Source organism: Streptomyces sp. NPDC049970 (assembly GCF_040660235.1).
Lineage (GTDB): Bacteria > Actinomycetota > Actinomycetes > Streptomycetales > Streptomycetaceae > Streptomyces.
The window spans coordinates 139,305-164,896 of the sequence record NZ_JBFALP010000011.1; the positions used below are offsets into that span (position 1 = coordinate 139,305).

At 70.4% G+C, this 25,592-nt stretch carries 22 protein-coding genes, 1 tRNA gene and 1 riboswitch; of the genes, 19 read left to right on the forward strand and 4 right to left on the reverse strand.

Annotation, left to right across the window (positions count from 1 at the left end; all coding sequences use genetic code 11):
* Window positions 1-33 precede the first annotated feature (33 nt).
* From AB0I83_RS20640 to AB0I83_RS20715, 16 genes are all read left to right on the forward strand, one after another.
* Window positions 34-2,229 carry a glycoside hydrolase domain-containing protein gene (locus AB0I83_RS20640; RefSeq protein ID WP_363305635.1) on the forward strand — a complete coding sequence of 732 codons (2,196 nt, stop codon included), beginning with the start codon at window positions 34-36 and terminating at the stop codon, window positions 2,227-2,229.
* A 29-nt stretch (window positions 2,230-2,258) separates the two neighbouring features.
* Entirely contained in the window at window positions 2,259-2,579 is a 321-nt protein-coding gene (locus tag AB0I83_RS20645; RefSeq protein ID WP_363305636.1) for a hypothetical protein, read from the forward strand.
* Between the two features lie 16 nt (window positions 2,580-2,595).
* On the forward strand, window positions 2,596-3,276 hold the full coding sequence (locus tag AB0I83_RS20650) for a hypothetical protein (protein ID WP_363305637.1): 681 nt from the start codon (window positions 2,596-2,598) through the stop codon (window positions 3,274-3,276).
* 227 nt (window positions 3,277-3,503) lie between these two features.
* A complete protein-coding gene (locus AB0I83_RS20655; protein WP_363305638.1) occupies window positions 3,504-4,118 on the forward strand; it encodes a hypothetical protein in 615 nt (204 codons plus the stop codon).
* On the forward strand, window positions 4,115-5,671 hold the full coding sequence (locus AB0I83_RS20660) for a protein kinase (RefSeq protein ID WP_363305639.1): 1,557 nt from the start codon (window positions 4,115-4,117) through the stop codon (window positions 5,669-5,671). The genes AB0I83_RS20655 and AB0I83_RS20660 overlap by 4 nt, the downstream gene beginning before the upstream one ends.
* 170 nt (window positions 5,672-5,841) lie before the next feature.
* Window positions 5,842-6,495, forward strand: coding sequence for a SurA N-terminal domain-containing protein (locus AB0I83_RS20665; RefSeq protein WP_356536124.1), 654 nt, complete (start codon window positions 5,842-5,844; stop codon window positions 6,493-6,495).
* 47 nt (window positions 6,496-6,542) lie between these two features.
* Complete coding sequence (locus AB0I83_RS20670; protein ID WP_356536125.1) at window positions 6,543-7,526, forward strand: nucleoside triphosphate pyrophosphohydrolase; 984 nt, start codon at window positions 6,543-6,545, stop codon at window positions 7,524-7,526.
* On the forward strand, window positions 7,523-8,818 hold the full coding sequence (locus AB0I83_RS20675; protein WP_363305640.1) for a cytochrome P450: 1,296 nt from the start codon (window positions 7,523-7,525) through the stop codon (window positions 8,816-8,818). The genes AB0I83_RS20670 and AB0I83_RS20675 overlap by 4 nt, the downstream gene beginning before the upstream one ends.
* A gap of 105 nt (window positions 8,819-8,923) precedes the next feature.
* Entirely contained in the window at window positions 8,924-9,877 is a 954-nt protein-coding gene (locus AB0I83_RS20680; protein ID WP_363305641.1) for a transglycosylase family protein, read from the forward strand.
* Between the two features lie 321 nt (window positions 9,878-10,198).
* Window positions 10,199-10,337, forward strand: a riboswitch (cyclic di-AMP (ydaO/yuaA leader).
* Complete coding sequence (locus AB0I83_RS20685) at window positions 10,338-11,033, forward strand: transglycosylase family protein (protein WP_356536128.1); 696 nt, start codon at window positions 10,338-10,340, stop codon at window positions 11,031-11,033.
* 326 nt (window positions 11,034-11,359) lie between these two features.
* The gene (gene eno, locus AB0I83_RS20690) at window positions 11,360-12,646 is read left to right on the forward strand and encodes a phosphopyruvate hydratase (RefSeq protein WP_363305642.1); all 1,287 of its coding nucleotides are present in this window, start codon (window positions 11,360-11,362) and stop codon (window positions 12,644-12,646) included.
* 94 nt (window positions 12,647-12,740) lie between these two features.
* Entirely contained in the window at window positions 12,741-13,211 is a 471-nt protein-coding gene (locus tag AB0I83_RS20695; protein ID WP_356536130.1) for a septum formation initiator family protein, read from the forward strand.
* Window positions 13,212-13,311: 100 nt separating this feature from the next.
* Window positions 13,312-13,854, forward strand: coding sequence for a DUF501 domain-containing protein (locus tag AB0I83_RS20700; RefSeq protein WP_356536135.1), 543 nt, complete (start codon window positions 13,312-13,314; stop codon window positions 13,852-13,854).
* Between the two features lie 95 nt (window positions 13,855-13,949).
* Window positions 13,950-14,891 carry a Ppx/GppA phosphatase family protein gene (locus AB0I83_RS20705; RefSeq protein ID WP_363305643.1) on the forward strand — a complete coding sequence of 314 codons (942 nt, stop codon included), beginning with the start codon at window positions 13,950-13,952 and terminating at the stop codon, window positions 14,889-14,891.
* A gap of 448 nt (window positions 14,892-15,339) precedes the next feature.
* Window positions 15,340-16,746, forward strand: coding sequence for an NAD(P)/FAD-dependent oxidoreductase (locus AB0I83_RS20710; protein ID WP_363305644.1), 1,407 nt, complete (start codon window positions 15,340-15,342; stop codon window positions 16,744-16,746).
* 252 nt (window positions 16,747-16,998) lie between these two features.
* On the forward strand, window positions 16,999-18,303 hold the full coding sequence (locus tag AB0I83_RS20715; RefSeq protein ID WP_363305645.1) for a cyclopropane-fatty-acyl-phospholipid synthase family protein: 1,305 nt from the start codon (window positions 16,999-17,001) through the stop codon (window positions 18,301-18,303).
* A 61-nt stretch (window positions 18,304-18,364) separates the two neighbouring features.
* Here the strand turns inward: AB0I83_RS20715 and AB0I83_RS20720 are convergent, their stop codons facing one another.
* Both AB0I83_RS20720 and AB0I83_RS20725 read right to left on the reverse strand, forming a co-directional pair.
* A complete protein-coding gene (locus AB0I83_RS20720; RefSeq protein ID WP_363305646.1) occupies window positions 18,365-20,899 on the reverse strand; it encodes an FtsX-like permease family protein in 2,535 nt (844 codons plus the stop codon).
* A gap of 55 nt (window positions 20,900-20,954) precedes the next feature.
* Window positions 20,955-21,722, reverse strand: a complete 768-nt coding sequence (locus AB0I83_RS20725; RefSeq protein WP_356536504.1) for an ABC transporter ATP-binding protein — start codon at window positions 21,720-21,722, stop codon at window positions 20,955-20,957.
* A gap of 690 nt (window positions 21,723-22,412) precedes the next feature.
* Between AB0I83_RS20725 and AB0I83_RS20730 the strand changes: the two genes are divergently transcribed.
* Both AB0I83_RS20730 and AB0I83_RS20735 read left to right on the forward strand, forming a co-directional pair.
* Window positions 22,413-22,499, forward strand: a tRNA-Leu gene (locus tag AB0I83_RS20730).
* Between the two features lie 146 nt (window positions 22,500-22,645).
* Window positions 22,646-23,506, forward strand: coding sequence for a Bax inhibitor-1/YccA family protein (locus tag AB0I83_RS20735; protein ID WP_363305647.1), 861 nt, complete (start codon window positions 22,646-22,648; stop codon window positions 23,504-23,506).
* 85 nt (window positions 23,507-23,591) lie between these two features.
* Here AB0I83_RS20735 and AB0I83_RS20740 read toward each other — a convergent pair whose 3' ends face one another.
* Window positions 23,592-23,822 carry a DUF4287 domain-containing protein gene (locus AB0I83_RS20740; RefSeq protein WP_356536518.1) on the reverse strand — a complete coding sequence of 77 codons (231 nt, stop codon included), beginning with the start codon at window positions 23,820-23,822 and terminating at the stop codon, window positions 23,592-23,594.
* 101 nt (window positions 23,823-23,923) lie between these two features.
* Between AB0I83_RS20740 and AB0I83_RS20745 the strand changes: the two genes are divergently transcribed.
* Entirely contained in the window at window positions 23,924-24,250 is a 327-nt protein-coding gene (locus AB0I83_RS20745) for a hypothetical protein (RefSeq protein ID WP_363305648.1), read from the forward strand.
* Here AB0I83_RS20745 and AB0I83_RS20750 read toward each other — a convergent pair.
* Window positions 24,247-25,095 carry a hypothetical protein gene (locus AB0I83_RS20750; protein ID WP_356536500.1) on the reverse strand — a complete coding sequence of 283 codons (849 nt, stop codon included), beginning with the start codon at window positions 25,093-25,095 and terminating at the stop codon, window positions 24,247-24,249. The two genes, AB0I83_RS20745 and AB0I83_RS20750, sit on opposite strands and share 4 nt — an antisense overlap.
* Window positions 25,096-25,592 lie beyond the last annotated feature (497 nt).

A 25,592-nucleotide genomic window follows, 5' to 3' on the forward strand; every position in this document is an offset into this window, starting at 1 on the left:
CGTTCCGTATCCAGATGTCAGGAGACAGCTCACATGGCTGACGAGTTGGTGCGTCGTGCCCAGAGGTTCGTGAACACGACCTACAACAACGGTGCGACGCTCGGCATATCCAAGCTCGACGAGAACGGCAAGACCGGCTGGACCACGATGTACGCCCTGACCCGGGCACTCCAGTACGAGATGGGCATCACGAGTCTGTCCGACTCGTTCGGTCCGACCACGCTGTCCACCATCGGCGCGAAGTACGGGAAGCTCGACGGGACGACCATCCCGAACGCGAACTTCTGCCGCGTCGTCCAGTCCGCCCTGTACTGCAAGGGGTACGACGGCGGTGAGATCGACGGCACGTACAACTCCCGTGTCCAGGACGCCGTTCTGAAGCTGAACCGGGACATGGGCGTGAGCTCCACCTACCCGGGCAGCTCGCTGTGGCCGAAGGTCGTCAAGGGCCTGTTCAACATGGACGCCTATGTCACCGTCGGCGGCGGATCGGACTCCATCCGCTCCATCCAGCAGTGGCTGAACGGCCGGTACATCCTCCGCAAGGACTTCTACGTCATCCCCTGCGACGGCTACCACTCCCGCGATGTCGCCAAGTCGATGCTGTACGCCATCCAGTTCGAGCTGGGCATGGCCGACGGGACCGCCAACGGCGTGTTCGGCCCGGGCACGCAGTCCGGTCTCAGATCCCACACGGTGTCCAACGGCACCACCGGCACATGGGCGCAGCTGTTCACCGGGGCCATGATCCTCAACAAGCGCAACGTCCCCTTCGGGAACTTCACCTCCACCGTGCAGAGCGGTGTGGAGAGCTTCCAGTCGTTCATGAAGCTCCCCGTCACCGGGAGCGGCGACTTCCAGACCTGGGCCTCCCTGCTCGTCTCCTACGGTGACCAGTCCCGTCCGGGCACGGCGTGCGACGGCGTCACGAAGATCACGCCGGCGCGGGCGCAGACGCTCAAGGACGCCGGCTACAAGTACATCGGCCGCTACCTCTACAACTCGTCCACGTCGAGCCTGCCCGAGAAGATGATCCAGCCGGGCGAGCTCGCCACGATCAAGGACTACGGGCTCCGCTGCTTCCCGATCTACCAGACGTGGAGCCGGTCGGCGGACTACTTCACCTACGGCCAGGGCACCGCCGACGCGTTCATGGCGATCGAATGGGCGCAGTACCACGGCTTCAAGCCGGGCAGCATCATCTACTTCGCGGTGGACTACGACGCGATGGACGCCGAGGTCAGCGAGTACGTCATCCCGCACTTCCGCGGAGTGATGCGCACCATCGGGGAGAACTCCAGCTACGGCGTGGGCGTCTACGGGCCCCGCAACGTGTGCCAGCGCGTCGCCGACGCCGGATACGCGGCGGCGAGCTTCGTGTCCGACATGTCGAGCGGGTTCTCGGGGAACCTCGGCTACCCGATGCCGACGAACTGGGCCTTCGACCAGATCGTCACCATCACCGTCGGCTCGGGCGCCGGCGCGATCGAGATCGACAAGAACGTCGCCTCCGGCCGTGACACCGGCCAGGGCGACTTCGACCCGGGCTCCTACACCGAGGGTCTGGACGTCGACCTGGACAAGGCCGCGTACCAGGCGCCGATGCTGACGGACGTCAAGAACTACCTGACGTCGATCGGTGTCCCGGAGACCGGCGGGGACGGCTGGACGGACAGCGACTGGGCCACCCTGGGCGGCATCTCCACCACCAAGGCGTTCGAGCTCGTGCTGAGCGCGGACTGGCTGTTCACCTCGCTGGCTCGGCAGCTCAAGCTCCGCAAGGCGCTGATCCAGGCGCCGGTGCTGTGGGAGCTGCGCAAGCTGAACCCCCTGGACTTCGCCGCGGACGAGGCCGTCAAGCTGGGGGTGAAGGACGACTCCAGCACCGGCTGGGGCCAGATCTTCGCCTGGGTGACCATCGAGGCCCGCAACTACTGCATGCAGCAGGGGATCATCAACGGCACGCCGCTGACCGGATCCGACACCAGGACGGTGTGGGACAACCTCCAGGACCCGCTGTACAACATCCGGTCGGTCTCCTACCTGACGATCTACAACGCGCACCAGCTCGGGATCTCCAGGCCGGGTCTGAGCACGAGCGCCACCGACACCCAGGCGCTGCTGGCCCGGTACAACGGCACCGGTGATGACGCCGCGAAGTACGGCCGGGAGCTCAAGGGGCTGTACAACGTGCTGGAGAGCTACAACCAGCTCTCGCGCACCACGTGAGCGCGGTCGCGGGCGTGAATACTGGGCGCATGTGGAAATGGCTGCCGGCCGCGATGGGTGTGAACCTGCTGCTCGGCATTCCCGGTGTCGTTCCGGTGTGGCTGCTCTGGTACTACGCGTCGAACGGGCCGCTCGCCGACCTGGGCTGGACCCGGCGTGAGCCGACGGAGAACGACGGGATGCTGTTCTGGCTCGTCGCCGCGCTCGCGGTGAACGCCGCGTTCCTCATCGTCTGGTGGTTCGCCAACCGGCCCCTGCGGCGCAGGACGGCGCTCGACCCCCTTGTGTACTGGCCGGCCGGTGCCCTGACGGCCCTGGTGCCGACGTTCATCCTCATGTTCGTTCTCTGAGAGAGGGATTGAAGGCGTGCGAAACGACATATCGAGGCGGGCCGTAGTGACGAGTGCCGCCGTGATCGGTGCCGCGGCTGCCGTGGGTTCCTTCGTGCCGGGTACGGCTGCGGCGGCGACGAGGGACGGGGCGAAGAAGCTCCCGGTCTCGGCGAACGGGTGGACGATCGAGAAGGAGGCGAACCACGTCTCCACGGTGTGGACGCGGCCGGTGGCCGGGACGGGTCTCGAGGTCGACGTCCGGATCGGTGACGTGGAGGCGATCCTGCTCCATGTGACCCGTCGCTTCCACTACGAGGTAGAGCAGCTCCAGCGGGTCGACCTGGCCGGCTGGCAGGAGGCCGGCAAGCTCCGCAAGGGCCTGCCGGAGTCGAACCTGGCGTCCGGCACCGCGGTGCGGATCCGCCCCGGCGCCTCGGCCAAGGGCGGGCTCTTCCCCCAGCAGGAGATCGTGCTGCGGGACATCCTCGCCGACTGCGAGGGCGTGGTGCGCTGGGGCGGCGACGACAGCGAGGTGGACGAGTCGCTCTTCTACGTCGACGCCGGCCCCGACGACGAGCGGGTGGCGAAGCTCGGTGAGCGGTTCCGTGAGTGGGACACGACGCCCGGCCTGGGCGCCGGTTCCGCGGTGGACGTCCAGTCCTCGTCACGGCGGGGCCGCGCGGAGCGGCTGGCCCGGGTCCAGCGTTCGGCCTGACCCTGCGGGGCCGCCCCACTGCCGCGCCCTCTGCCCCCGCTCCCGGAGCGGGGGCAGAGGGCGCGCGGCGGGCAGCTGGTCCGGGGGCTGCGGGGCGGACCAGCGGAGACGGCGTCGCTCCCGAAGTGAGGTGATGCACAACGGTTGTGCGCAACCCGGGAGCCGTTGTCCTTGTCGGTGTATACGCTCGCAGCAACGTCCGACACAGACCCTCCCGGGAGCGGCACATGCACGGCTACGGCTATCCGCCGCCGGAGCTACCGAAGCGGCGGCCGTCCTCGGGGACGCTGACCGCGCTGCGCGTGCTCTTCGTGGCGCTGACGCTGATGAGCTGCGGGTTCCTCTCCTGGGCGTCGCTCCTGCGGCTGGCCACCGTCACCCGCAAGGGGCTGGACTGGACGCTGATGGCGGTGGTCGTCGTGCTCAACGCGGCCATGTTCGCGTACATCGTCTCCACCCCCGACAACGAGGAGGAGCTGACGGACGGGCAGGCACTCGTCTTCCTCGGCTGGATGCTCTGCACCGTGGTCGGCACGATCACCTACTACCTCTACGCGGAGATCCGGCACTACGGGCCCCAGCACGGGGGCCCCGGCCCGTCACCGTACGCGGGTCACGCGGTACCGCGTGCTCCCGCTCCCGCGGTCACCCCCGGCTACGGCTACCCGCCGCCCCCGGCCGGCCCCGTGCGCACGCGCCCCGCCGATCCCGCGCGCACGCCCACCCCGGCGCCCCGGTCCGCGCCGACACCGCCGCCCGTCCCGCCCAAGCGCCTCGACCAGGTGCGTGCCGAGCTCGACGAGCTGAGCGACTACCTCCGCAAGGAAGGCGACGGCAGGTGAACGGCCGTGTCATCGCGGGCCGTTACGAGCTGGCGACCATTCTCGGCCAAGGTGGCATGGGCCAGGTCTGGACGGCGTACGACCAGCGCCTGGACCGCAGGGTCGCGGTGAAGCTCCTGCGGCCCGACCGGGTCGCGGGCCCCTCCGGCAGCGATGCCGCCGACGATCTGCGCCGCAGGTTCGTCCGGGAGTGCCGGGTCACCGCACAGGTCGACCACCCGGGGCTGGTCACCGTCCACGACGCGGGGAGCGACGGCGACGACCTCTACCTCGTCATGCAGTACGTCGAGGGCGCCGACCTCGCCGACCACCTCGCCGAGCACACCCCCTACCCGTGGCCCTGGGCCGTCGCGATCGCCGCCCAGCTCTGCGCGGTGCTCTCGGCGGTGCACGCCGTCCCGATCGTCCACCGCGACCTCAAGCCGCGGAACGCGATGGTCAAGCCCGACGGCACACTCACCGTGCTCGACCTGGGCATCGCCTCGGTCATGGACACCGACACCACCCGGCTGACGCACACCGGCTCGCCGATCGGCTCCCCCGCGTACATGGCTCCCGAGCAGGCGATGGGCGGCGCCGTCGGCCCGTACACCGACCTGTACGCCCTCGGTGTCCTGCTGCACGAACTCCTCAGCGGCGACGTGCCGTTCGCCGGGTCCACCGCCCTGGGCGTCCTGCACCGCCACCTCTACGAGCCGCCGCTCCCGGTCCGTCGGCTCAGACCCGAGGTCCCCGAGGCACTGGAGGCGCTCGTCCTGCGGCTGCTCTCCAAGGACCCGCAGCACCGTCCCGCCTCCGCGCAGGAGGTCTACGAGTCGCTGCGCCCCCTGCTGCCCGCCGGCGGCTCGCCGTCGGGCCCCCTCGACCCGACCCGCCCGTTCCTCCGCCCGCACGCGCCTTGGCCCGACCGGGCCTCCGTCCCCGCGCCCGCGCCGGTACCGGCCCAGCAGGCACCCGCCGCGCCCTGCGAACCGCCGTCCCGGCCCGACGTCGCGCAGGCCGTGGACGACGTGAAGCGGCTGCTGGGCGAGGGCCGCATCACCCAGGCCGTCGACACCCTCGGCGGCATCCTCCCGGCCGCCGCGGCGGAGCACGGCGAGCACTCACCCGTCGTGCGGATCCTGCGCAAGCAGTACGCGGCGACGCTGATGGACGACGGCCAGTACCGCCGCGCCCTCCCCGAGCTACGCCGCCTCGCCGACGACCGCACGGCGGAAGCCGGTGCCGGCGACTCCCAGGCCCTGCAGTTCCGCTACGACGCGGCGCAGTGCCTGGAGCAGCTGGGCGAGGCCCCCGCGGCGCTCGCCGCGTACCGCGCCGTCCTCCCCTACTACGAGAACGGCTACGCGAACTCCACCGGACCCGGCCGGGCGTTCGACATCCGCCACCGCATCGGCCATCTGCTGCTCGGCGCGGGCGACCACTCGTCGGGCCGTGCCCAACTGCAGGCCCTCCAGTACGACACGGAGCGGGCGTACGGCCCCCACCACCCGCTACCCACCGAGCTCCGCCGCCAACTCACCCACCAGCAGGACGTACGCGGGTCGCTGTGAGGTGCCGGGTGGCCGAAAGGGGCGGGCCGGAGGGGATTTCGCCGACGACCCCACACTGACCGGTCCGGAAATCGTTGGTCGAAGCAGTGGCCCGAATCACGTCCACTGCCTAACATCGATCACCGCAAGGCTTTGTGCACTGATGCACAAACTCTCCCCGGGAGGCTCCTTTGCACCGCCGCCGTACCGCGCTCGCCCTTTCCGCCGCAACGCTCGTAGCGGCACCGCTCCTGACCGCCTGCGGCAGCGAGGCCCATCCGGGTTCCGCGGCCGTGGTGGGCGGTGACCGGATCGACGTGGCCACCGTCCAGGCGGAGGCGTCCGACGTACGCGCCGCGCAGGGCACGTCGGGGCAGTCCGAGGAGCTGGTGAAGAAGTCGGGGCAGCTGAACCGGGCCAAGCTGCACGGCCTGATCTTCGGGCGGGTCCTGGACCGGGCCTCGAAGGACGCCGGGGTGACCGTCAGCCGCAAGGAGATCCAGCAGATCCGCGCGGCGGCCGCCGCGCAGTCCGGCGGGGACTCCGGGCTGCGGACGGTGATGCTGGAGCAGCGGTGGGTCGCCCCGGACCAGATCGAGGGGGACCTGCGCAAGGAGGTCCAGCTCCCGAAGCTGGCCCGCGCGCTCGGCGCCGACCTCCAGACCCCGGCCGGCCAGCAGGTCGTGGGCAAGGCGCTCACCGAGGCGTCGAAGGCGCTCCACATCGACGTCAACCCGCGCTACGGCAGCTGGGACGACAAGAAGGTCCAGCTCAGCACGTACAAGTCCGCGTGGATCAAGCAGGTCACCACCTTCCAGGACCAGGCTCCCGAAGCGGGCGCCTGACCCCCCGGGGCCTCTCGCCCGGACCCGGCCGCGGGTAGGTTCGGGGTGTGAACGCTGAAGACCCCGGTCGTATCGTCCTGCTCACCGCCAGCCACCGGGTCGCACCCGGTCTGCTGTCCTGGCCCGCGTGGCGGACGCTGCACGCCGCGGACAGGGTCCTGTGCTCCGGGCGGGACCACCCGCAGCTGCCGTACCTGCGGGAGGCGGGCGTCACGGTCGACGGGTCCGCGCCGTCCGCCGAGGACCTGGTGGACGACTGCGCGGGCGGCCGGACCGTGGTGGTGCTGGTGGGTGGCGAGGGCGACCAGCCGCTCACCGACGGCCTCGCCCGGCTCGGCGGTTCGGGCCGGGTGCGGATGCCGGACCTGGAGCTGCTGCCCGGTTCGTACGACCTGCCCGGCGCGCGGCTCCTGGACCTGGTCCAGGTCATGGACCGGATCCGGCTCGAATGCCCGTGGACCTCGCAGAAGACCCACGAGGGCCTGGCGAAGTACGCCATCGAGGAGTCGTACGAACTCGTCGAGGCCATCGAGGACGGCGACCGCGAGGAACTGCGCGAGGAGCTCGGCGACGTACTGCTCCAGGTCGTCTTCCACGCGCGCATCGCGCAGGAGGACCCGGAGGAGCCGTTCGGCATCGACGACGTCGCGGCCACGATCGTGGAGAAGCTGATTCACCGCCATCCGCATGTGTTCGGTGACGAGACCGCCGAGACCCCGGAGGACGTCCACGCGCACTGGCTGCGCACGAAGGCGATCGAGAAGCGGCGCGCCTCGGTCACCGACGGGGTGCCGCTCGGCCAGCCCGGCCTGGCGCTCGCGGCCAAGCTCGGCAGCAGGGTCCGTACGGCGGGCCTCGACGCCGGACTCCCCGAGGGCGAAGGTGTCGGCCACCGGCTGCTCGCCCTGGCGGTGCGGGCCGAACAGGACGGCATCGACCCGGAGGCCGCCCTGCGGGCCGCCGCGCGCGCCTACCGCGACGTCATCCGGGAGGCCGAGGGGCTCGGCACCGGGACCGGCGGCCAGGAGTGAACGACAGCCCCGAAGCGGCCTGCGCACCCGACGCGGCGCCCGAACTCTTCACCTGGGAGTTCGCCACCGACCCGTACCCTGCCTACGCCTGGCTCCGCGAGCACAGCCCCGTGCACCGCACGACACTGCCCAGCGGGGTCGAGGCCTGGCTGGTCACCAGGTACGCGGACGCCCGGCAGGCCCTCGCCGACACCCGGCTCTCCAAGAACCCGGCGCACCACACCGGGTCGGCGAACTCCAAGGGGAAGACGGGCATCCCGGGGGAGCGCAAGGCCGACCTGATGACGCATCTGCTCAACATCGATCCGCCGGACCACACCCGGCTGCGCCGACTCGTGTCCAAGGCGTTCACCCCGCGCCGGGTCGCCGAGTTCGCGCCGCGGGTGCAGGAGTTGGCCGACCGCCTCATCGACTCGTTCGTCGAGGAGGGCAAGGCCGACCTGATCCACGACTTCGCCTTCCCCCTCCCCATCTACGCCATCTGCGACCTGCTGGGGGTGCCCCCGGAGGACCAGGACGACTTCCGGGACTGGGCGGGCATGATGATCCGGCACGGCGGCGGTCCGCGCGGCGGGGTGGCCAGGTCGGTCAAGAAGATGCGCGGCTATCTCGCCGAACTCATCCACCGCAAGCGGGAGAGTCCCGGCGACGACCTGATCTCGGGGCTGATCCGGGCGAGCGACCACGGCGAGCACCTCAGCGAGAACGAGGCCGCCGCGATGGCTTTCATCCTGCTCTTCGCCGGTTTCGAGACGACCGTGAACCTGATCGGCAACGGCACCTACGCACTGCTGCGCCACCCGGCCCAGCGTGAACTCCTGGAGCGGTCGCTGGCCGCGGGGGACACCGGACTGCTCGACACGGGCATCGAGGAGCTGCTGCGCTACGACGGGCCGGTGGAGCTCGCGACCTGGCGTTACGCCACCGAACCCGTACGGCTGGGAGGGCAGGACGTCGCGGTGGGGGACCCCGTCCTGGTGGTGCTGGCCGCCGCGGACCGGGACCCGGAGCGGTTCCGGGACGCGGACACCCTGGATCTCGCCCGGAGTGACAACCAGCACCTCGGTTACGGTCACGGAATCCACTACTGCGTGGGTGCGCCGCTGGCCCGGCTGGAGGGGCGGGTGGCCCTGGCGACGCTGCTGCGGCGCCTTCCCGACCTGCGGCTCGCCGCGGAACCTGATGATTTGCGATGGCGGGGCGGGCTCATCATGCGTGGACTGCGCACGCTTCCGGTGGAGTTCGATCCCGGGCATCGGTCCGCAAAAGGTGACACTCTGTCAACTCTGTGACTTTCACGTGATCTCCGCTGCATCGACTTGTGACACACGTTCGAGTACGGCTAGGTTCACCGTTCGACTCACCCGTCACATGTCAGTCACACGGAAGGCAATCCCATGGGCTCCGCGAACGGCAGACACCGTCGCCCTCGTCAGGCACCCGCCATCGTCGTCGCCGCGGGCGTCACGGGATCGGCCATCGCCATCCCGCTGCTCGGTGCGGGCGGTGCGCAGGCCGCAGAGGCCACGACCTGGGACCGGGTCGCCGAATGCGAGAGCGGTGGCATGTGGAGCGCCGACCTCGGTAACGGCTACTACGGCGGTCTGCAGTTCTCGCAGGACACGTGGTCCGCCTACGGCGGCACCACGTACGCGCCCCGCGCCGACCTCGCGAGCCGCTCGCAGCAGATCTCCGTCGCGGAGAAGGTGCTGGACGACAAGGGTCCGCAGGCGTGGCCCAGCTGCGCGGTGATCTCCGGGCTGGCGCTCGACGGGACGCTGCCGGGTATCGACCCGGGCGGCGAGCCGTCCGCCGAGCCGTCTGACAGCACGGCCCCGTCGGACACCGCCTCCTCCGAGGCGCCCGACGAGGCGGACGGCACCGACGCGAAGGACGAGACGGACAAGGTTCCGGCAGGCGAAGCCGCCGACAAGGGTGACGAGACCGAGGCGTCGCCGTCCGCCGAGCCGTCCCCGCAGGCGACCGGGAAGTCCGGCGCCTCGAAGGGTGACGACGGGGAGACGGGCGGAAAGCACCGCGGTACGCCGGCCCCGGAGGCGGGTAGCGGGTCGGCGGATACCGACGGGCGCGAGTCCGGCCGGCACGCCTCGCGGGGTGACTCCGAGGCGCGCCAGGGCGCGGACGAGGGGACGTACACGGTCCGCGAGGGCGACAACCTCTGGGCGATCGCGGACTCGCAGGAGCTCGCGGGCGGCTGGACCGCGCTCTACGAGGCGAACAAGGCGGAGCTCGGCTCCGACCCCGACCTGATCCTTCCCGGCCAGAGCCTGGACCTGGACCTCGGTCCGGACGCGAGCGACTCGCAGCCGGAGACCCTGGCCGCCAACTGATCAAAAGCGCGAAAACACCCCGAAATCGGGGGTAGTTCAGAGGCCTATGTCCACTTATGCGTAAGTGAGACATGGGTCTCTTTGCTTGAACTGGCGGCCCGCGTCCGTCCTGTCCGCCCATATCCGCTCCGACCTGCGCGAACGGGCCCGAGTGTCATTGTGTTACGCGCTGATTGACCGTTATGCCCGCCTTTGAATGTGGGGGTTGCGTGTGTTTACGGTCGGAGCCGCTCGCACCGCGGGCACCTTCGACCGTCACGCCGAATCCTGCCGTCGGTCGGAGGGAACGACGCGTAAAGCGCCGTAGGCAGGAGCGGGGGACCCAGGTAAGTGCCGGACCCGGCCGTCGGAAGACGGGCGAGGGACGGCTCGGGGTGAAGTCGTCCGCGAGCGCGGGCGACCGGGCAACTCACAGGCCCGAACCCGACAGCTCACCTCGTAGGCGTCGGTGAGGAGAACGATGCTGCTTTCCACCAAGGGCAAGCACCGCCGCCCGTCCAAGGCCGTCCGTATCGCCACCCTGGCCGGCGTCACCGGTGCGGCCGTCGCCGTCCCGCTGATGGGCGCGACCGGCGCTTCCGCCGCCTCCGTCGACACCTGGGACGCCGTCGCCCAGTGCGAGTCCGGCGGCAACTGGTCCATCAACACCGGCAACGGCTACTACGGCGGTCTGCAGTTCTCGCAGTCCAGCTGGGCCGCCGCCGGCGGTACGCAGTACGCGGCCCGCGCGGACCTGGCCAGCAAGGACCAGCAGATCGCCGCCGCCGAGAAGCTCCTCGACCTGCAGGGCCCGGGCGCCTGGGGGTGCGCGGGTGCCGGCGGCCTGACGAACGACGGTGTGGACCCGGGCGTCGACACCGGCTCCTCGAAGAACGGCGACACGGCCCCGAAGGCCGCGCCGGAGCGCAAGGCCGAGAAGCCCACCACGCGCAGCGAGAAGCGCACGGCCCCCAAGGAGACCGTCACCACCCCGACCGGCCAGAAGGTCGAGAAGGGTGACGGCGAGTACAAGGTGAAGGCCGGCGACACCCTCAGCAAGATCGCCGACGCGAAGAAGGTCAAGGGCGGCTGGGAGAAGCTGTTCAAGCTGAACGGCGACATCGTCGACGACGCCGACCTGATCTTCCCGGGCCAGCAGCTCCACCTGACGAAGTAGCGGACCGGGGTTTCCTCCTCCCTCCCCGGCGGTCCGGCCCGGCGTGCACCACCCCCCTGCGCGCCGGGCCGGCGCCGCGCCGGGCACCCCGCGTCGGGGCTCCTCCACGGGTCGCCGCGAGGGGCCGGGCCGGGGCGAGTGTTCAACTGTTGTGGTTACCTGCCAGTAGATTTCCGCAGCTTTGCCCGTAATGAAGGTCCTTGGGTCCTTTTTCGTCCCAGGGGGCGGGCGGACGGCCGATTGAGCGCGCCGAGCCGGTTAGGCTCGTGGCGCAAGGCCACAGTGACCCTGCACAACCAGTGTCAGATCCCAGAAGGAGATGCCTCGTGCCGTCCATCGACGTCGTCGTAGCCAGGGAAATCCTCGACTCCCGGGGAAACCCCACGGTCGAGGTCGAGGTTGGCCTCGACGACGGCAGCACGGGACGTGCTGCCGTCCCGTCCGGCGCCTCCACCGGTGCGTTCGAGGCCATCGAGCTTCGCGACGGTGACCCCAACCGCTACCACGGCAAGGGTGTCGAGAAGGCCGTCCTCGCCGTGATCGAGCAGATCGGCCCGGAGCTCGTCGGTTACGACGCCACCGAGCAGCGCCTCATCGACCAGGCGATGTTCGACCTGGACGCGACCGAGAACAAGGGCTCCCTCGGCGCCAACGCCATCCTCGGTGTCTCGCTGGCCGTGGCGCACGCCGCGTCCGAGGCCTCCGACCTCCCGCTGTTCCGCTACCTCGGCGGCCCGAACGCGCACCTGCTGCCCGTTCCGATGATGAACATCCTGAACGGCGGCTCGCACGCCGACTCCAACGTGGACATCCAGGAGTTCATGATCGCGCCGATCGGCGCCGAGTCCTTCTCCGAGGGCCTTCGCTGGGGCGCGGAGATCTACCACACGCTGAAGAAGGTCCTGAAGACCAAGGGCCTGTCCACCGGTCTCGGCGACGAGGGCGGCTTCGCCCCGAACCTCGAGTCCAACCGCGCCGCCCTCGACCTGATCCTCGAGGCCGTCAAGGAGGCCGGCTACGTCCCGGGCCGCGACATCGCGCTCGCGCTCGACGTCGCCGCGTCCGAGTTCTACAAGGACGGCGTCTACGAGTTCGAGGGCGAGTCCCGCTCGGCCGCCGAGATGACCGAGTACTACGAGGAGCTCGTCTCCGCGTACCCGCTGGTCTCCATCGAGGACCCGCTGTACGAGGACGACTGGGCCGGCTGGAAGGTCATCACCGACAAGCTGGGCTCCAAGGTGCAGATCGTCGGTGACGACCTGTTCGTGACCAACCCGGAGCGCCTCGCCCGCGGCATCGAGGAGGGCTCGGCCAACGCCCTGCTCGTCAAGGTCAACCAGATCGGTTCGCTGACCGAGACCCTGGACGCCGTGGAGCTGGCCCAGCGCAACGGCTTCAAGTGCATGATGTCCCACCGCTCCGGTGAGACCGAGGACGTCACCATCGCCGACCTCGCCGTCGCCGTGAACTGCGGTCAGATCAAGACCGGCGCCCCGGCCCGCTCGGACCGTGTCGCCAAGTACAACCAGCTGCTGCGCATCGAGGAGATCCTCGACGACGCCGCGGTGTACGCCGGCCGCTCGGCGTTCCCGCGGTTCCGCTTCGAGGGCTGACAGCCCGAGTCCGGAGCACCAGCCTCCGTCCGTCCCCGCATCCGGTCCCGTACCGTGTGCGGGGACGGACGTGCGTGACGGGGAGGTGTGAGACATGGCCGGGAAGGACCGCGACCGGTTCTCCACCACGACCAGGCTGCGCGTGCTCGGTGAGCAGACGGCGGCCCGCGTCTACCGGTCCCAGAACCGCCGCCAGGCCCGCCGCTCGCGGCTCACCGGGCGTGCCGCGTTCCTGGCGCTGATCGTCTGCTCCCTGGTGGTGGCGCTCGCGTATCCCATGCGGCAGTACATCTCCCAGCGCGACCAGATCGCCGACCAGGAGAGGCTGTCGCGGGAGGCGCACCAGCGGACCGAGGAGCTGCGCGACGAGAAGGCGCGGCTCAGGGACGACGCGTACATCCGTCGTCTGGCCCGCGAGCACCTCCACTACGTGGTGCCCGGTGAGACCGGCTACACGGTGGTCGACCCGGACGCGGCCGAGGTGCGCCGCGGTGACCCGGGGGCGACCGGGCGGCCCTGGCACTCGAACCTCTGGGACGGCGTCGACAGCGCCGACCGCGAATGATCCCGTCCCCGCGCGGCTCCGGGCGCGCGCACCGCGCCCCGTACCGCCCCGCGTCCCCGCACCGATACATACCGTCCGACCGATGACATTCAAGGCAGGCATGGACACGCCCCCTCCGCAGACAGAATCCACCACGCCCGACGCTGCGGACATCGCCGCGTTCGAGCTCCAGCTCGGCCGCCCGCCGCGCGGTCTGCGCGCCATCGCGCACCGCTGCCCGTGCGGCAACCCGGACGTGGTCGAGACCCAGCCCCGTCTGGAGGACGGCACGCCGTTCCCGACGACGTACTACCTGACCTGCCCGCGCGCCGCCTCCGCGATCGGCACGCTGGAGGCCAACGGCGTCATGCGGGAGATGACCGAGCGTCTGGCGGCGGACCCGGAACTTGCGGCCGCCTACCGCGCGGCGCACGAGGACTACCTCGCCCGGCGCGACGCCATCGAGGTCCTGGAGGGCTTTCCCAGCGCGGGCGGCATGCCGGACCGCGTGAAGTGCCTGCACGTCCTGGTCGGCCACTCGCTGGCCGCCGGCCCCGGGGTGAACCCGCTGGGCGACGAGGCGATCGCGATGCTGCCGGAGTGGTGGGCGAAGGGCCCCTGCGTCACGCCGTGCGGCTCCGGAGCCGGACCCGAAGCGTCCTGACCCGGGGTCTGCCGTCCGGACCGGGTGTGGTCCGTCCTGTTCGGCCCGGCCCGGACCGCAACCCTCCGCGGTACCCGAACAACCACAGGAGCCCCATGACCCGCGTTGCCGCCATCGACTGCGGTACCAACTCCATCCGTCTGCTCGTCGCCGATGTGGACCCCGCCGCAGGGGAGTTCACCGAGCTGGACCGCCGGATGCGGATCGTCCGGCTCGGCCAGGGAGTCGACCGCACCGGGCGGCTGGCCCCCGAAGCGCTGGAGCGCACCTTCGACGCGTGCCGCGAGTACGCCACCGTGATCAAGGAGCTCGGCGCGGAGCGGATCCGGTTCGTCGCCACGTCCGCGTCCCGGGACGCGGAGAACAGCGGCACGTTCGTCGGCGGGGTCCTGGACATCCTGGGTGTCGAACCCGAGGTCGTCAGCGGAGACCAGGAGGCGCAGCTCTCCTTCGACGGCGCCGTCAGGGAACTCCTGGGCGGTGACCACCTGGAGAAGCCGTACCTCGTGGTGGACATCGGCGGTGGTTCCACCGAGTTCGTCGTGGGCGACGACGTCGTGCGCGCCGCCAGGTCCGTGGACATCGGCTGCGTCCGTATGACCGAGCGTCACCTCACGGTGGACGGGGCCGTCGTGGACCCGCCCGCGCCCGACCGGGTCGCCGCGATCCGCGCCGATCTCGACGCGGCCCTGGACCTGGTCGGCGAGACGGTGCCGATCGCCTCGGCGGCGACGCTCGTCGGCCTGGCCGGGACGGTCACCACGATCGCGGCGATCGCGCTCGGCCTGGAGGAGTACGACTCCGAGGCCATCCACCACTCCCGGGTCTCCGCCGGGCAGGTCCGGGAGATCACCGCGCGGCTGCTCGCCTCGACGCACGAGGAGCGCGCGGCGATCCCCGCGATGCACCCCGGCCGGGTCGATGTGATCACCGCCGGCGCGCTCGTGCTGCTGGCCGTGATGGAGCGGAGCGGCGCCGGCGAGGTGGTCGTGAGCGAGCACGACATCCTCGACGGGATCGCCTGGTCCGCGGCCTGATCGCGGTGCCGCCAGGGGCGCCGTGAGTTGCCGCTCATACGCATTCCCGCCTGCACCTTTGAGCCGTCGAAGGCCTCTTCGGACCCGCCCGGAGAGGCCTTTCGCGCGTCGCCGCGACGAAGTTCGTGAACTTCTTCACAAGGAATTCGGCCCCTCCGGGCGAAGTTCCGCCTCCGGGGGGCCGTGCGGGCCGGTCGAGGTCCCGTGCACCGGTGATGCGCGGACGTTTCGGGGATGTGGCGGGGGCGTGTACCCGGAAGGTGGTTCGGGGTGTCCGCCGGGTCGAGGGCCAGCTCACGAGCGGTGAACAACGTTCGCCCGGACCTCGTGGTTCCCCGCCTCCGTCATGACCTGGGTCACGTGGGCGGCGAAGTGTAGCAGAGGGGAGCGCATACCTTGTGAAGGGGCTCACGAGCACCCCCCCATGGAGGGGTGGATACTCGATGGCATGAGCACCACGGAGCGTCCCAGGATCCTCGTTGTAGGCGGTGGGTACGTAGGCCTGTACGCAGCTCGTCGCATTCTGAAGAAGATGCGGTATGGAGAGGCGACCATCACGGTCGTCGACCCTCGCTCGTACATGACGTACCAGCCCTTCCTCCCCGAAGCTGCTGCCGGCAGCATCTCGCCTCGGCATGTCGTCGTCCCGCTGCGACGCGTGCTGCCCAAGGCAGAGGTTCTCACCGGCCGTGTCACGACCATCGATCAGGACCGCAAGGTCGCCACGGTCGCGCCGCTCGTCGGCGAGGCCTACGAGCTGCCCTTCGACTACCTGGTCATCGCGATGGGCGCGGTCTCCCGTACCTTCCCGATCCCCGGCCTCGCCGAGCAGGGCATCGGCATGAAGGGCATCGAGGAGTCCATCGGACTGCGCAACCACGTCCTCGAGCAGCTGGACAAGGCCGACTCGACGACCGACGAGGACGTCCGCCGCAAGGCGCTGACGTTCGTCTTCGTGGGCGGCGGCTTCGCCGGCGCGGAGACCATCGGCGAGGTCGAGGACATGGCCCGCGACGCGGCGAAGTACTACACGAGCGTGAAGCGCGAGGACATGCGCTTCATCCTGGTCGACGCCGCCGACAAGATCCTTCCCGAGGTCGGCCCGAAGCTGGGCGTGTACGGCAAGGAGCACCTGGAGAGCCGTGGTGTCGAGGTCTACCTCTCGACCTCCATGGACTCCTGCGTCGACGGTCACGTGGTCCTGAAGAACGGCCTCGAGGTCGACTCCAGCACGATCGTGTGGACCGCCGGTGTGAAGCCGAACCCGGCGCTGGCCCGCTTCGGCCTGCCGCTCGGCCCGCGTGGCCACGTGGACACCTCCGAGAAGCTCCAGGTGCAGGGCACCGACTACATCTGGGCCGCGGGCGACAACGCCCAGGTCCCGGACATGGTCGGCCGCCGCGCCGGCAACCCGAACGCCTGGTGCCCGCCGAACGCCCAGCACGCGCTGCGTCAGGCGAAGGTCCTCGGTGACAACGTCATCTCCGGTATGCGGGGCTTCCCGCAGAAGGAGTACAGCCACGCCAACAAGGGTGCTGTCGCCGGACTCGGCCTGCACAAGGGCGTCGCGATGATCGTCATCGGCAAGGTGAAGATCAAGGTCAAGGGCCGTCTCGCCTGGTACATGCACCGTGGCTACCACGGCATGGCGATGCCGACCTGGAACCGCAAGATCCGGATCTTCGCCGACTGGACGCTGGCGATGTTCCTGAAGCGCGAGGTCGTCTCGCTGGGCGCCATGGAGACTCCCCGCGAGGAGTTCTACGAGGCCGCCAAGCCGAGCCCCGCACCGGTCGCGGCCAAGGCCGACGCCGACCGGAGCAAGTCCGAGGGCGAGAAGGCCAAGGCCTCCTGACGCCAGTACGTCACCGAAGGGGTCGTCCGCCATCCGTGGTGCGGGCGGCCCCTTCGGCGTGCCTGGATGCCACCAAGTAGATGGTGAATGCAGGTATTTTGCCGTTCCGTTGCCCGGGGGCGGGATGGCGCGGGTGTCCTGCCGCGTTGACGCCGGTGTACCTCGCCGTGGCCCCGAGGTGTCGCGGCCCGGTTCGAGTGCGTATGTGGAAATTTAGGCACGTTCGGAAACACCACCACGGAGGTGTGCACCATGGCCGACGCCGCGTCGCGGCTGACCGCTCTTGCCCAGGAGTTGCTGGGAGAACCGCTGCCGGTCCGGATCCGGGCCTGGGACGGCAGTGAATCAGGGCCGCCGGGTGCGCCCACCCTCGTACTGCGCCACCGCCGTGCCCTGCGCCGGCTGCTGTGGAAGCCGGGCGAGCTGGGCCTGGCCCGCGCCTGGGTGGCCGGTGAGATCGACGTCGATGGTGATCTCTACGCCGCTCTGGACGCCGTCGCCTCCCTCCTCTGGGAACGCGGTGCCGACGCGAAGGACACCGTCCACCCCCTCCGGGATCCCAAGGTGCGTGCCTTCGCCCGCGGTCTGGTCCAGCTGGCCGGCCCGTGGCCGCCGCCGTCCCCGCCCGCCGAGGAGGCCCGCCACCGCTCCGGCGCGCTGCACACCAGACGCAGCGACAAGCAGGCCGTCAGCCACCACTACGACGTGGGCAACGACTTCTACGCGATGGTCCTCGGCCCGTCCATGGTGTACTCCTGCGCCTACTGGCGGGACGGTGCCACCCTGGAGGAGGCACAGCGCGACAAGCTCGACCTGATCTGCCGCAAGCTCGCCCTCCGGGAGGGCGACCGCCTCCTCGACGTCGGCTGCGGCTGGGGCTCGATGGCCGTCCACGCCGCCCGCGAGTACGGCGCCCGGGTCACCGGGGTGACCCTCTCCACCGAACAGGCCGCCTTCGCCCGCAAGCGCGTCGCGGAGGAGGGCCTCACCGACCGGATCGAGATCCGGGTCCAGGACTACCGGGACGTCAGGGACGGCCCGTACGACGCCGTCTCCTCGATCGGCATGGCCGAACACGTGGGTACGGTCCGCTTCCGCGAGTACGCCGACGACCTCTACGCGCTCCTCAAGCCCGGCGGCCGGCTGCTCAACCACCAGATCGCCCGCCGCCCGGAGAAGGACGAGTCGGCCTACCGCATCGACGAGTTCATCGACGCCTACGTCTTCCCCGACGGTGAACTCGCCCCGGTGGGCAGCACGGTCGCCACCCTGGAGGAGGCCGGCTTCGAGGCCCGTGACGTCGAGGCGATCCGCGAGCACTACGCGCTGACCCTGCGTCAGTGGGTGGCCAACCTGGAGCGGCACTGGAAGGAGGCCGTGCGGGCCACCTCACCCGGCCGGGCCCGGGTGTGGCGGCTCTACATGGCCGCCTCCGCCCTCTCCTTCGAGCACAACAAGATCGGCGTCAACCAGATCCTCGCGGTGCGTCCGCGGGAGGGCGGCGCGGCTGCCATGCCGCTGCGCGCCCGCGACTGGCCGGCGCCCGCGAACGGCTGACCCCGATACGCGAGGAGGGCCGGTACCCGACCCGCGGGTACCGGCCCTCCTCGCGTCCCGTCTACTCCGTCTTGATCGCCGTCAGCATGTTGAGCTTCGCGGCGCTCCGGGCCGGCCACAGCGAGGCCAGCACGCCCACGAGACCTGCCAGCACCAGGAAGAGCGCGAGCCGGTCCCACGGGATGACCAGGGCGTAGCCGGGGATGTCGTCGGACAGGGTCCGGCCGATCGCCCAGCCGAGGAAGACGCCGAGCCCGACCCCGATCACCGCTCCGAAGACCGAGATGACGACGGCCTCCAGCCGGATCATGCGCTTGACCCGGCCCCGGTCGAGACCGATCGCGCGGAGCATGCCGATCTCCTGCTGGCGCTCGAACACCGACATCGCGAGGGTGTTGACGACACCGAGGACCGCGATCAGCAGGGCCATGGCGAGCAGTCCGTACATGATGTTCAGCGCGGTGTTCACGAAGCCGCCGAACATGTCACGGATGTCCTGCCGGTCCATCACGCTCATCGCCGGGTTGTCGCCGAGCGCGTTCACGACCGCCTGCTCGTGGGCCTTGCTCGCGCCGCCGTCCGTCTTGATCCAGATCTCGCGGATTTCCGGGCGCGTGGTGGTGCTGTGCTGGTCGGCGAGGTCCTTCGGGATCATGAAGGGGGAGAGGAAGTCGTTCTCCTCGTAGAGGGCGCCGACCGTCAGCTCGCCCTTCTTCTTGTCGTCGAACGTCACCGGGAGGGTGTCGCCGGTCTTCCAGCCGTTCGACTTCGCGGTCTTGGAGCCGATCGCGATCCGGCCGTCCTTCAGCGAGCCGATCGAACCGGAGACCGTCTTCAGCGAGAAGACCTTCTCCACGTCGCCCGGGGTGACGCCGGAGGCCGAGCCGGACTTGCCGTCGACCTCGAGGTACGACGACTGCTGCGGGGAGAGCGCGGTGACGCCGTCGGCCTTCGCCAGGGCGGTGAGCGCGGACTCGTCGAGCGAGTCGCCACTGGCCATCGAGACCATGTAGTCGGCCTTGATGTTGTCCGTCGTCATCTTGTCGATCGCCTGGCCGAGCGTGACACCGAGCACCGAGATGCCGGTGACCAGGGTCAGGCCGATGGCCAGCGCCGAGGCGGTGGCCCCGGTACGCCGCGGGTTGCGGACGGCGTTCTGCGAGGCCAGCTTGCCGGAGACGCCGAACACCTTCCGCAGCGCCGGCCGTACGAGGGCGACGGCCGGGCGGGAGAGGAGCGGGATCAGCACGATGATGCCGATCAGGGCGAAGAAGGCACCGGCCGCGACCAGGTACCTGCCGGACACCCCGCCGGTCACCGCGCCGCCGACGATCCCCGCCGCACCGAGCAGGGTGATGACGCCGCCGATCGAGTTCCGGACGACCAGGGACTTGGTGGAGGCGGTGGCGTGCACGCTGCTCATCGCCGCCACCGGGGCGATCTTCGCGGCCCGGCGGGCGGGAAGCCAGGCGGCCAGCACGGTGATCAGGATGCCGACGGCGAACGCCGAGCCGACCGCGAGGGGCGACACGACCAGCGGACCGGCCGGGATCTTGCCGCCGAGGACGCCCATCGCGGAGCGCAGCCCGGTGGCTAGGGCGACACCGAGGGCGAAACCGATGACGGAGGCGAGTGTCCCGACGACGGCGGCCTCGATCAGCACCGAGCGCTTGACCTGGCGGCGGGAGGCGCCGATGGCCCGCATCAGGGCCAGTTCACGGGTCCGCTGGGCGATCAGCATGGTGAAGGTGTTGGTGATGAGGAAGACACCGACGAACAGTGCGATGCCCGCGAAGGCCAGCAGCATGGTGTTGAGGCTGGTCAGCCCGTTCTCGATGTCCTTGGCCTGCTGGTCGGCGAGTGCCTTGCCGGTCTGCGCGGTCGCGTCCTTGGGCAGCAGCGGTTCGACCGCGTCCAGCACCGCCCGGTCCGAGGCGCCCGCGGCGGCGGTCACGGTGGCGTCCTGGAAGACGCCGGGCTTGAGGTAGAGCTGCTGTGCGGTCGCGGTGTCGAACAGCACGAGGCTGCCGCCCGCGTTGACCGCGCCGTCCTCGGTGGTGAAGATCCCGGAGAGGGTGAACTCCTTCACCGGACCGTTCGTGGCGACCCGCACCGGGTCGCCGACGCGGTACTCGCCCTTGCTCGCCGTGTCCTTGTCCAGCGCGACCTGGCCGTTCTTCGCCGGGGCGGTGCCGTCGGTGAAGGTGTAGGCGCGGTCCTTGCCGTCCTTGCCGGGAGAGAAGTTGGCACCGGTGTTGGACCAGCCGTTGCCGATGAGCTTGCCGTCCGGGTCGGCGACCCCGGCGAAACCGGAGACCCGCCCGGTGGCCGAGGCGACGCCGTCCAGTGCCCGGATCTTCTCCAGGGTGGCCTCGTCGATGCCGGGGTTCTCTTCGTCGTTCCCGTCGGCGTACGTGGAGACGGCCACGGCCACGTCGTCGTAGCTCTTGGCGGACTGGTTGCGGAACGCGTTGCCGAGGGTGTCGGTGAAGACGAGGGTGCCGGAGACGAACGCTACGCCGAGCATGACGGCGAGCACGGTCATCAGCAGCCTGGCCTTGTGCGCGAGCACATTGCGCAGGGCGGTACGGAACATGTCTGTGTGTCCTGGGATGGGTTCCGGAAGGGGGGTCGGTGCTGCGGGCGCAGCGTCAGCTGGTGCGGCCCTTCGCGTCGAACGCCTTCATCCGGTCGAGGACCCCGTCGGCGGTGGGATCCAACATCTGGTCGACGACGGCGCCGTCCGCCAGGAAGACCACCCGGTCCGCATAGGAGGCGGCGGCCGGGTCGTGGGTCACCATCACCACGGTCTGGCCGAGCTCGCGCACCGAGTTGCGCAGGAAGCCGAGGACCTCGGCGCCGGAGCGGGAGTCGAGGTTCCCGGTCGGCTCGTCACCGAAGATGATCTCCGGCTGGGAGGCCAGGGCGCGGGCCACCGCGACGCGCTGCTGCTGGCCGCCGGAGAGCTCGGTGGGTCGGTGCTTCAGGCGGTCGGTGAGGCCCACCATGTCGATGACCTTCTGCAGCCAGGCCGCGTCGGGCTTACGGCCGGCGATGTCCATCGGCAGGGTGATGTTCTCCAGCGCGGTCAGCGTGGGCAGCAGGTTGAAGGCCTGGAAGATGAAGCCGATCTTGTCCCGGCGCAGCTGGGTGAGCTGCTTGTCCTTCAGGGTGCCGAGCTCGGTCTCGCCGATGCGTACGGAGCCGCTGCTGAAGCTGTCCAGGCCGGCCACGCAGTGCATGAGAGTGGACTTGCCGGAGCCCGAGGGCCCCATGATCGCGGTGAACTCCCCCTGCGGGAAGTCCACGGACACCCGGTCCAGGGCGACCACCTGGGTCTCGCCCTGGCCGTAGACCTTCGACAGCTCCGTGGCGCGGGCGGCGACCGCGGTGGTGCGGTGGACGGTGGTGGTGGTCACAGGGGTACTCCTGGTTCGGAAGACTGGTGCGCGGGGACCCCTCCATCGTCGCCGCCGTATCGCGTCGGGTCGTCAGTCCCCGTGCCCGTTCCCGGGGCCCACTTGAGTCGCACCCGCCGGGCCGCGGCGTACTCCTGAGGTAGGAGACGGACCCTGAGCGCGCCCCGGGGAAGGCTCGGCCGCCCGGGGCGCCCGTTCGTCACACAAGGTGACGCCGGTGGTGTCCGGCACCCGGCGGCCGTGACGCCCGGACGCCGCGGCGCGCTCCCGCCCCTCCTGCCCCGCCGGCAGGGTGACGGGGCCGGGGCGCACGCCGTGCCCGTCACTCCGCCGCGCGGGCGGAGCGCTGTGTTCCATGTCATGGACGCGGTGTCACAGGGCCCGGGCGAGCAGGGCCGCGTCCGGTCCTGCGACGCGTCGGCCACGCCGCCGGGGACGAGGGTGGCGGACCCCTGGCGAACGGTGGCGCGGAGCCGTGGCGCGTAGGCCGTGCGGGTACGGCGAGTTTCCGTCATTCCCGTTTGCCGGGGTTCGTGCCCGTAGCCCTGCCCGGGCGTGTGCTGATGCGGTGCCCGGTGTCTGACGGACCATCAAACGATCAATAAAATAAGACAACATCGAGCGGATGTTCCGCTGTTCGAGGGACGCCCCCGGATAGGGTCTTGTGCCAAGGCGGAGCCGCGCGCCCACGCCCGGGTGGTGGAATGCAGACACGGCGAGCTTAAACCTCGCTGCCTCCTCGGGGGCGTGCCGGTTCGAGTCCGGCTCCGGGCACCACCGCATCCGTCGGTGGAGCTCGGGCGGTCGCACCGTACTTCAGGCGTCAACTTTCCTCAAAGATCCTCCTCTGGCACTACAGTCATTGTTTTGCCTACCCATTACTCTTGTGGCAAGGCCACGCTGGGTGGCCATGGAGGAGTGAAATGAGGAGCAGCAACCCGGTCTTCTCGCGACGGGGGTTCAGCCGCGACAACGGCCACGCGGGCTTCAACGCGGCGCCGCAGGCCGGGGCCCCCGCGGTGGGCGCCAACCCGTACGCCACGAACCCCTACGCCCAGCAGGACACCCTGTACGGCGCCCCGCAGGCGCCCGCGCGCTCCGGCGCGATGACGATCGACGACGTCGTCACGCGCACGGGCATGACGCTGGGCACCGTGGTGCTCACCGCCGCGCTCTCCTGGGCCCTGCTGCCCGTCGACGAGGCCAATCTCGGCAAGTCGTACGGCATCGCGATCGGCGCCGCCCTGGTGGCGTTCGTCCTCGCGATGGTCCAGTCCTTCAAGCGCAAGCCCGCCCCGGCGCTGATCCTCGCCTACGCGGCCTTCGAGGGTGTCTTCCTCGGGGTGATCTCCAGCACGGTCAGCACCTACATCAGCCCCGGCACGGTGATGCAGGCGGTGATGGGCACCATGTGCGTCTTCGCCGGCGTCCTGATCGCCTACAAGATGCGCTGGATCCGCGTCACCCGCCGCTTCTACGGCTTCGTGATGGCCGCGGCCATGGGCTTCGTGCTCCTCATGATGGTCAACCTGCTGTTCAGCGTGTTCGGCGGCGGCGACGGCCTGGGCTTCCGCAGCGGCGGCCTCGGCATCCTCTTCGGAGTCATCGGCATCATCCTCGGTGCGTGCTTCCTGGCCCTGGACTTCAAGCAGGTCGAGGACGGCATCAACTACGGCGCACCGCGCGAGGAATCCTGGCTGGCGGCCTTCGGCCTCACCCTGACCCTGGTGTGGATCTACCTGGAGATGCTGCGCCTGCTCTCCATCATCAACGGGAACGACTGACCCGTAGGCACCGACACGGAACGGCCCGCGGACGACACCGGTCGCCCGCGGGCCGTTCCGTCGTTCCACGGGGAGGGAACGCGCCTCAGCGGAGGTTCCGGGCCGCTCGTCTCAGGTCGTACTCATGGATGATCGCCTTGGCGTGGCCGTAGGTGAGGTCGTGTTCGCTCCGCAGCCAGCTGACCTTCTCCTCGAACCGGAGGAGGGACGGCCCCTCGTCGACCGTGCGCAGCCAGTCGGCGATGTCGCGACCGGTGCAGTCGGGGATCCGGGAGAGCAGGTTGCGGTGGGTTTCTTCGGAGAAGACTTGGGACATCGGCGCCTCCGACGCGGTCACGCGTTGCTGGTCCTTGCCGACACCGTGCCCGAGCGACGGCGCGTTGGCAACCATCCGGCAGGGGCGCGTAGGGTCACGGCGTGCTCGATACGACTCCGCTGATCACCGCCGTGGACCGCTTCGCCGACCGTCTGCGGAGCACCCCGCAGAGCCGGCTGCAACAGGGCGTGGCCGACGAGGCCCTGGCCGCGGCCAGGGAGCTGTCCGCCCGTGCCCAGCGTGCCGAGGCGCCGGACCTGGAGCCGCGGATCATGCCCGACGTGGGGATATTCGCCGTGGGCGACCAGCTCGCGGTCGCGGGACGGGACCTGGCCGTGGCACTGGAAACGGCCTCGTCCCAGGAACTGGACGAGGCCGTGCGTCGTGTCGAGGAGTCGGCGCTGCGGGCGTTCCCGCCCAGCCCTTAGAACGAGGCGATCACGCGGTCGGCGAGGATGTAGACGCTCTCCTCGCCGCACGAGAAGGTCAGCGCGTAGGCGCCTGACACGCCTGAACCACCCAGCAGCACCGGCTGCTCACCGGAGCGCAGCGAGTCGGCGAGCCGCTCGGCGGTCTCCCGGTGGCCCGGGGTCATGCAGAGCGTGGTGCCGTCGGCGAAGACGTACACGTCCAGCGTCCCGAGGGGGCCGGGCCGCACGTCCGTGAGCTCAGTCGCGGTATCGGCGAGCCGCTCCAGGCGATTCACGGTACGCTCATGGTCGGTGACGACGGGTGTCCGGGTGGGGACGAAGTCCGGGTGCGAGGGGTGGCGGCGACGGGCCGCGGCCAGCTCGGGGGAGTCCTCGGCGAAGTCCGCGTACTCGGCGACCCCGGCGGTCTCGGGCAGGTCGGTGAGGCCGGCGAGCTCCGTCAGCTCGTCCAGGGCGTCGCCCGCTTCGAGGTCCATCGCCTCAAGACCCACGAAGTCGGTCTGGCGGGGCATGAAGAACGGGATGTCGTCGCCGAGCCCGCCCAGCATGGACGGGGCGTCGGCCGCGTCGCGGGCTTCCTGGGCGGCCCAGAAGGCGCGGGCCTCGGCGAGCTCGCGCTCCCGCTCCTCGGCGAGCGCCTCGGTGACCGCCACGCGTATCTCCTCGGTGGACGTGCCGGCGCTCCGATCCTGCTGCCCGGGCAGGGACGCGTGGAGGATTCGACCCTCCGCGAGCTCCGTGCGCAGGGCGGAGACCTGCTTGCGCAGCCCGTGAGCGGCGTGCAGAGCGGCGGCGCCGGCAGCCGTGGCAGCGGCGGTGGTCAGCAACAGGGCAAACGGCATGGCGCTCACTGACAGACTCCCGGTTTCGATCGACACCCCCGACTTCCTACATCAGCTTGTCCTGTAGTGGCGCCTGCTGTCAGTGCATTACGTCACGAATTGGACAGGTCTTTGGGCCCGACGTTTAGGGCCGTGGTCGGTGTGACCTGCGGAAACGGTTCTTCCGTGGGGTGCAGGTCACATCCTGGGGGAGATTCGGTCACGATCGGAGCTCGCCCTGATTCAAGCGGTCCTCCGCGCGGGAGGGCGAGGCGGTCACGAACAGCGTTCTGCGGCGCGTTGCGGGCACCAGCCCGCGGCGCGCTGCGGGCAGGTGCCGCCCTCGTGCCTCGGGCGACCCCTACCCTCCGCTACGACTCAGCTCAGCCGCTCGGTGCTGGTGGTCGCGCTGGGCTTCGCCTGCGCTGCGGGCAGGTGCCGCCCTCGTGCCTCGGGCGACCCCTACCCTCCGCTACGACTCAGCTCAGCCGCTCGGTGCTGGTGGTCGCGCTGGGCTT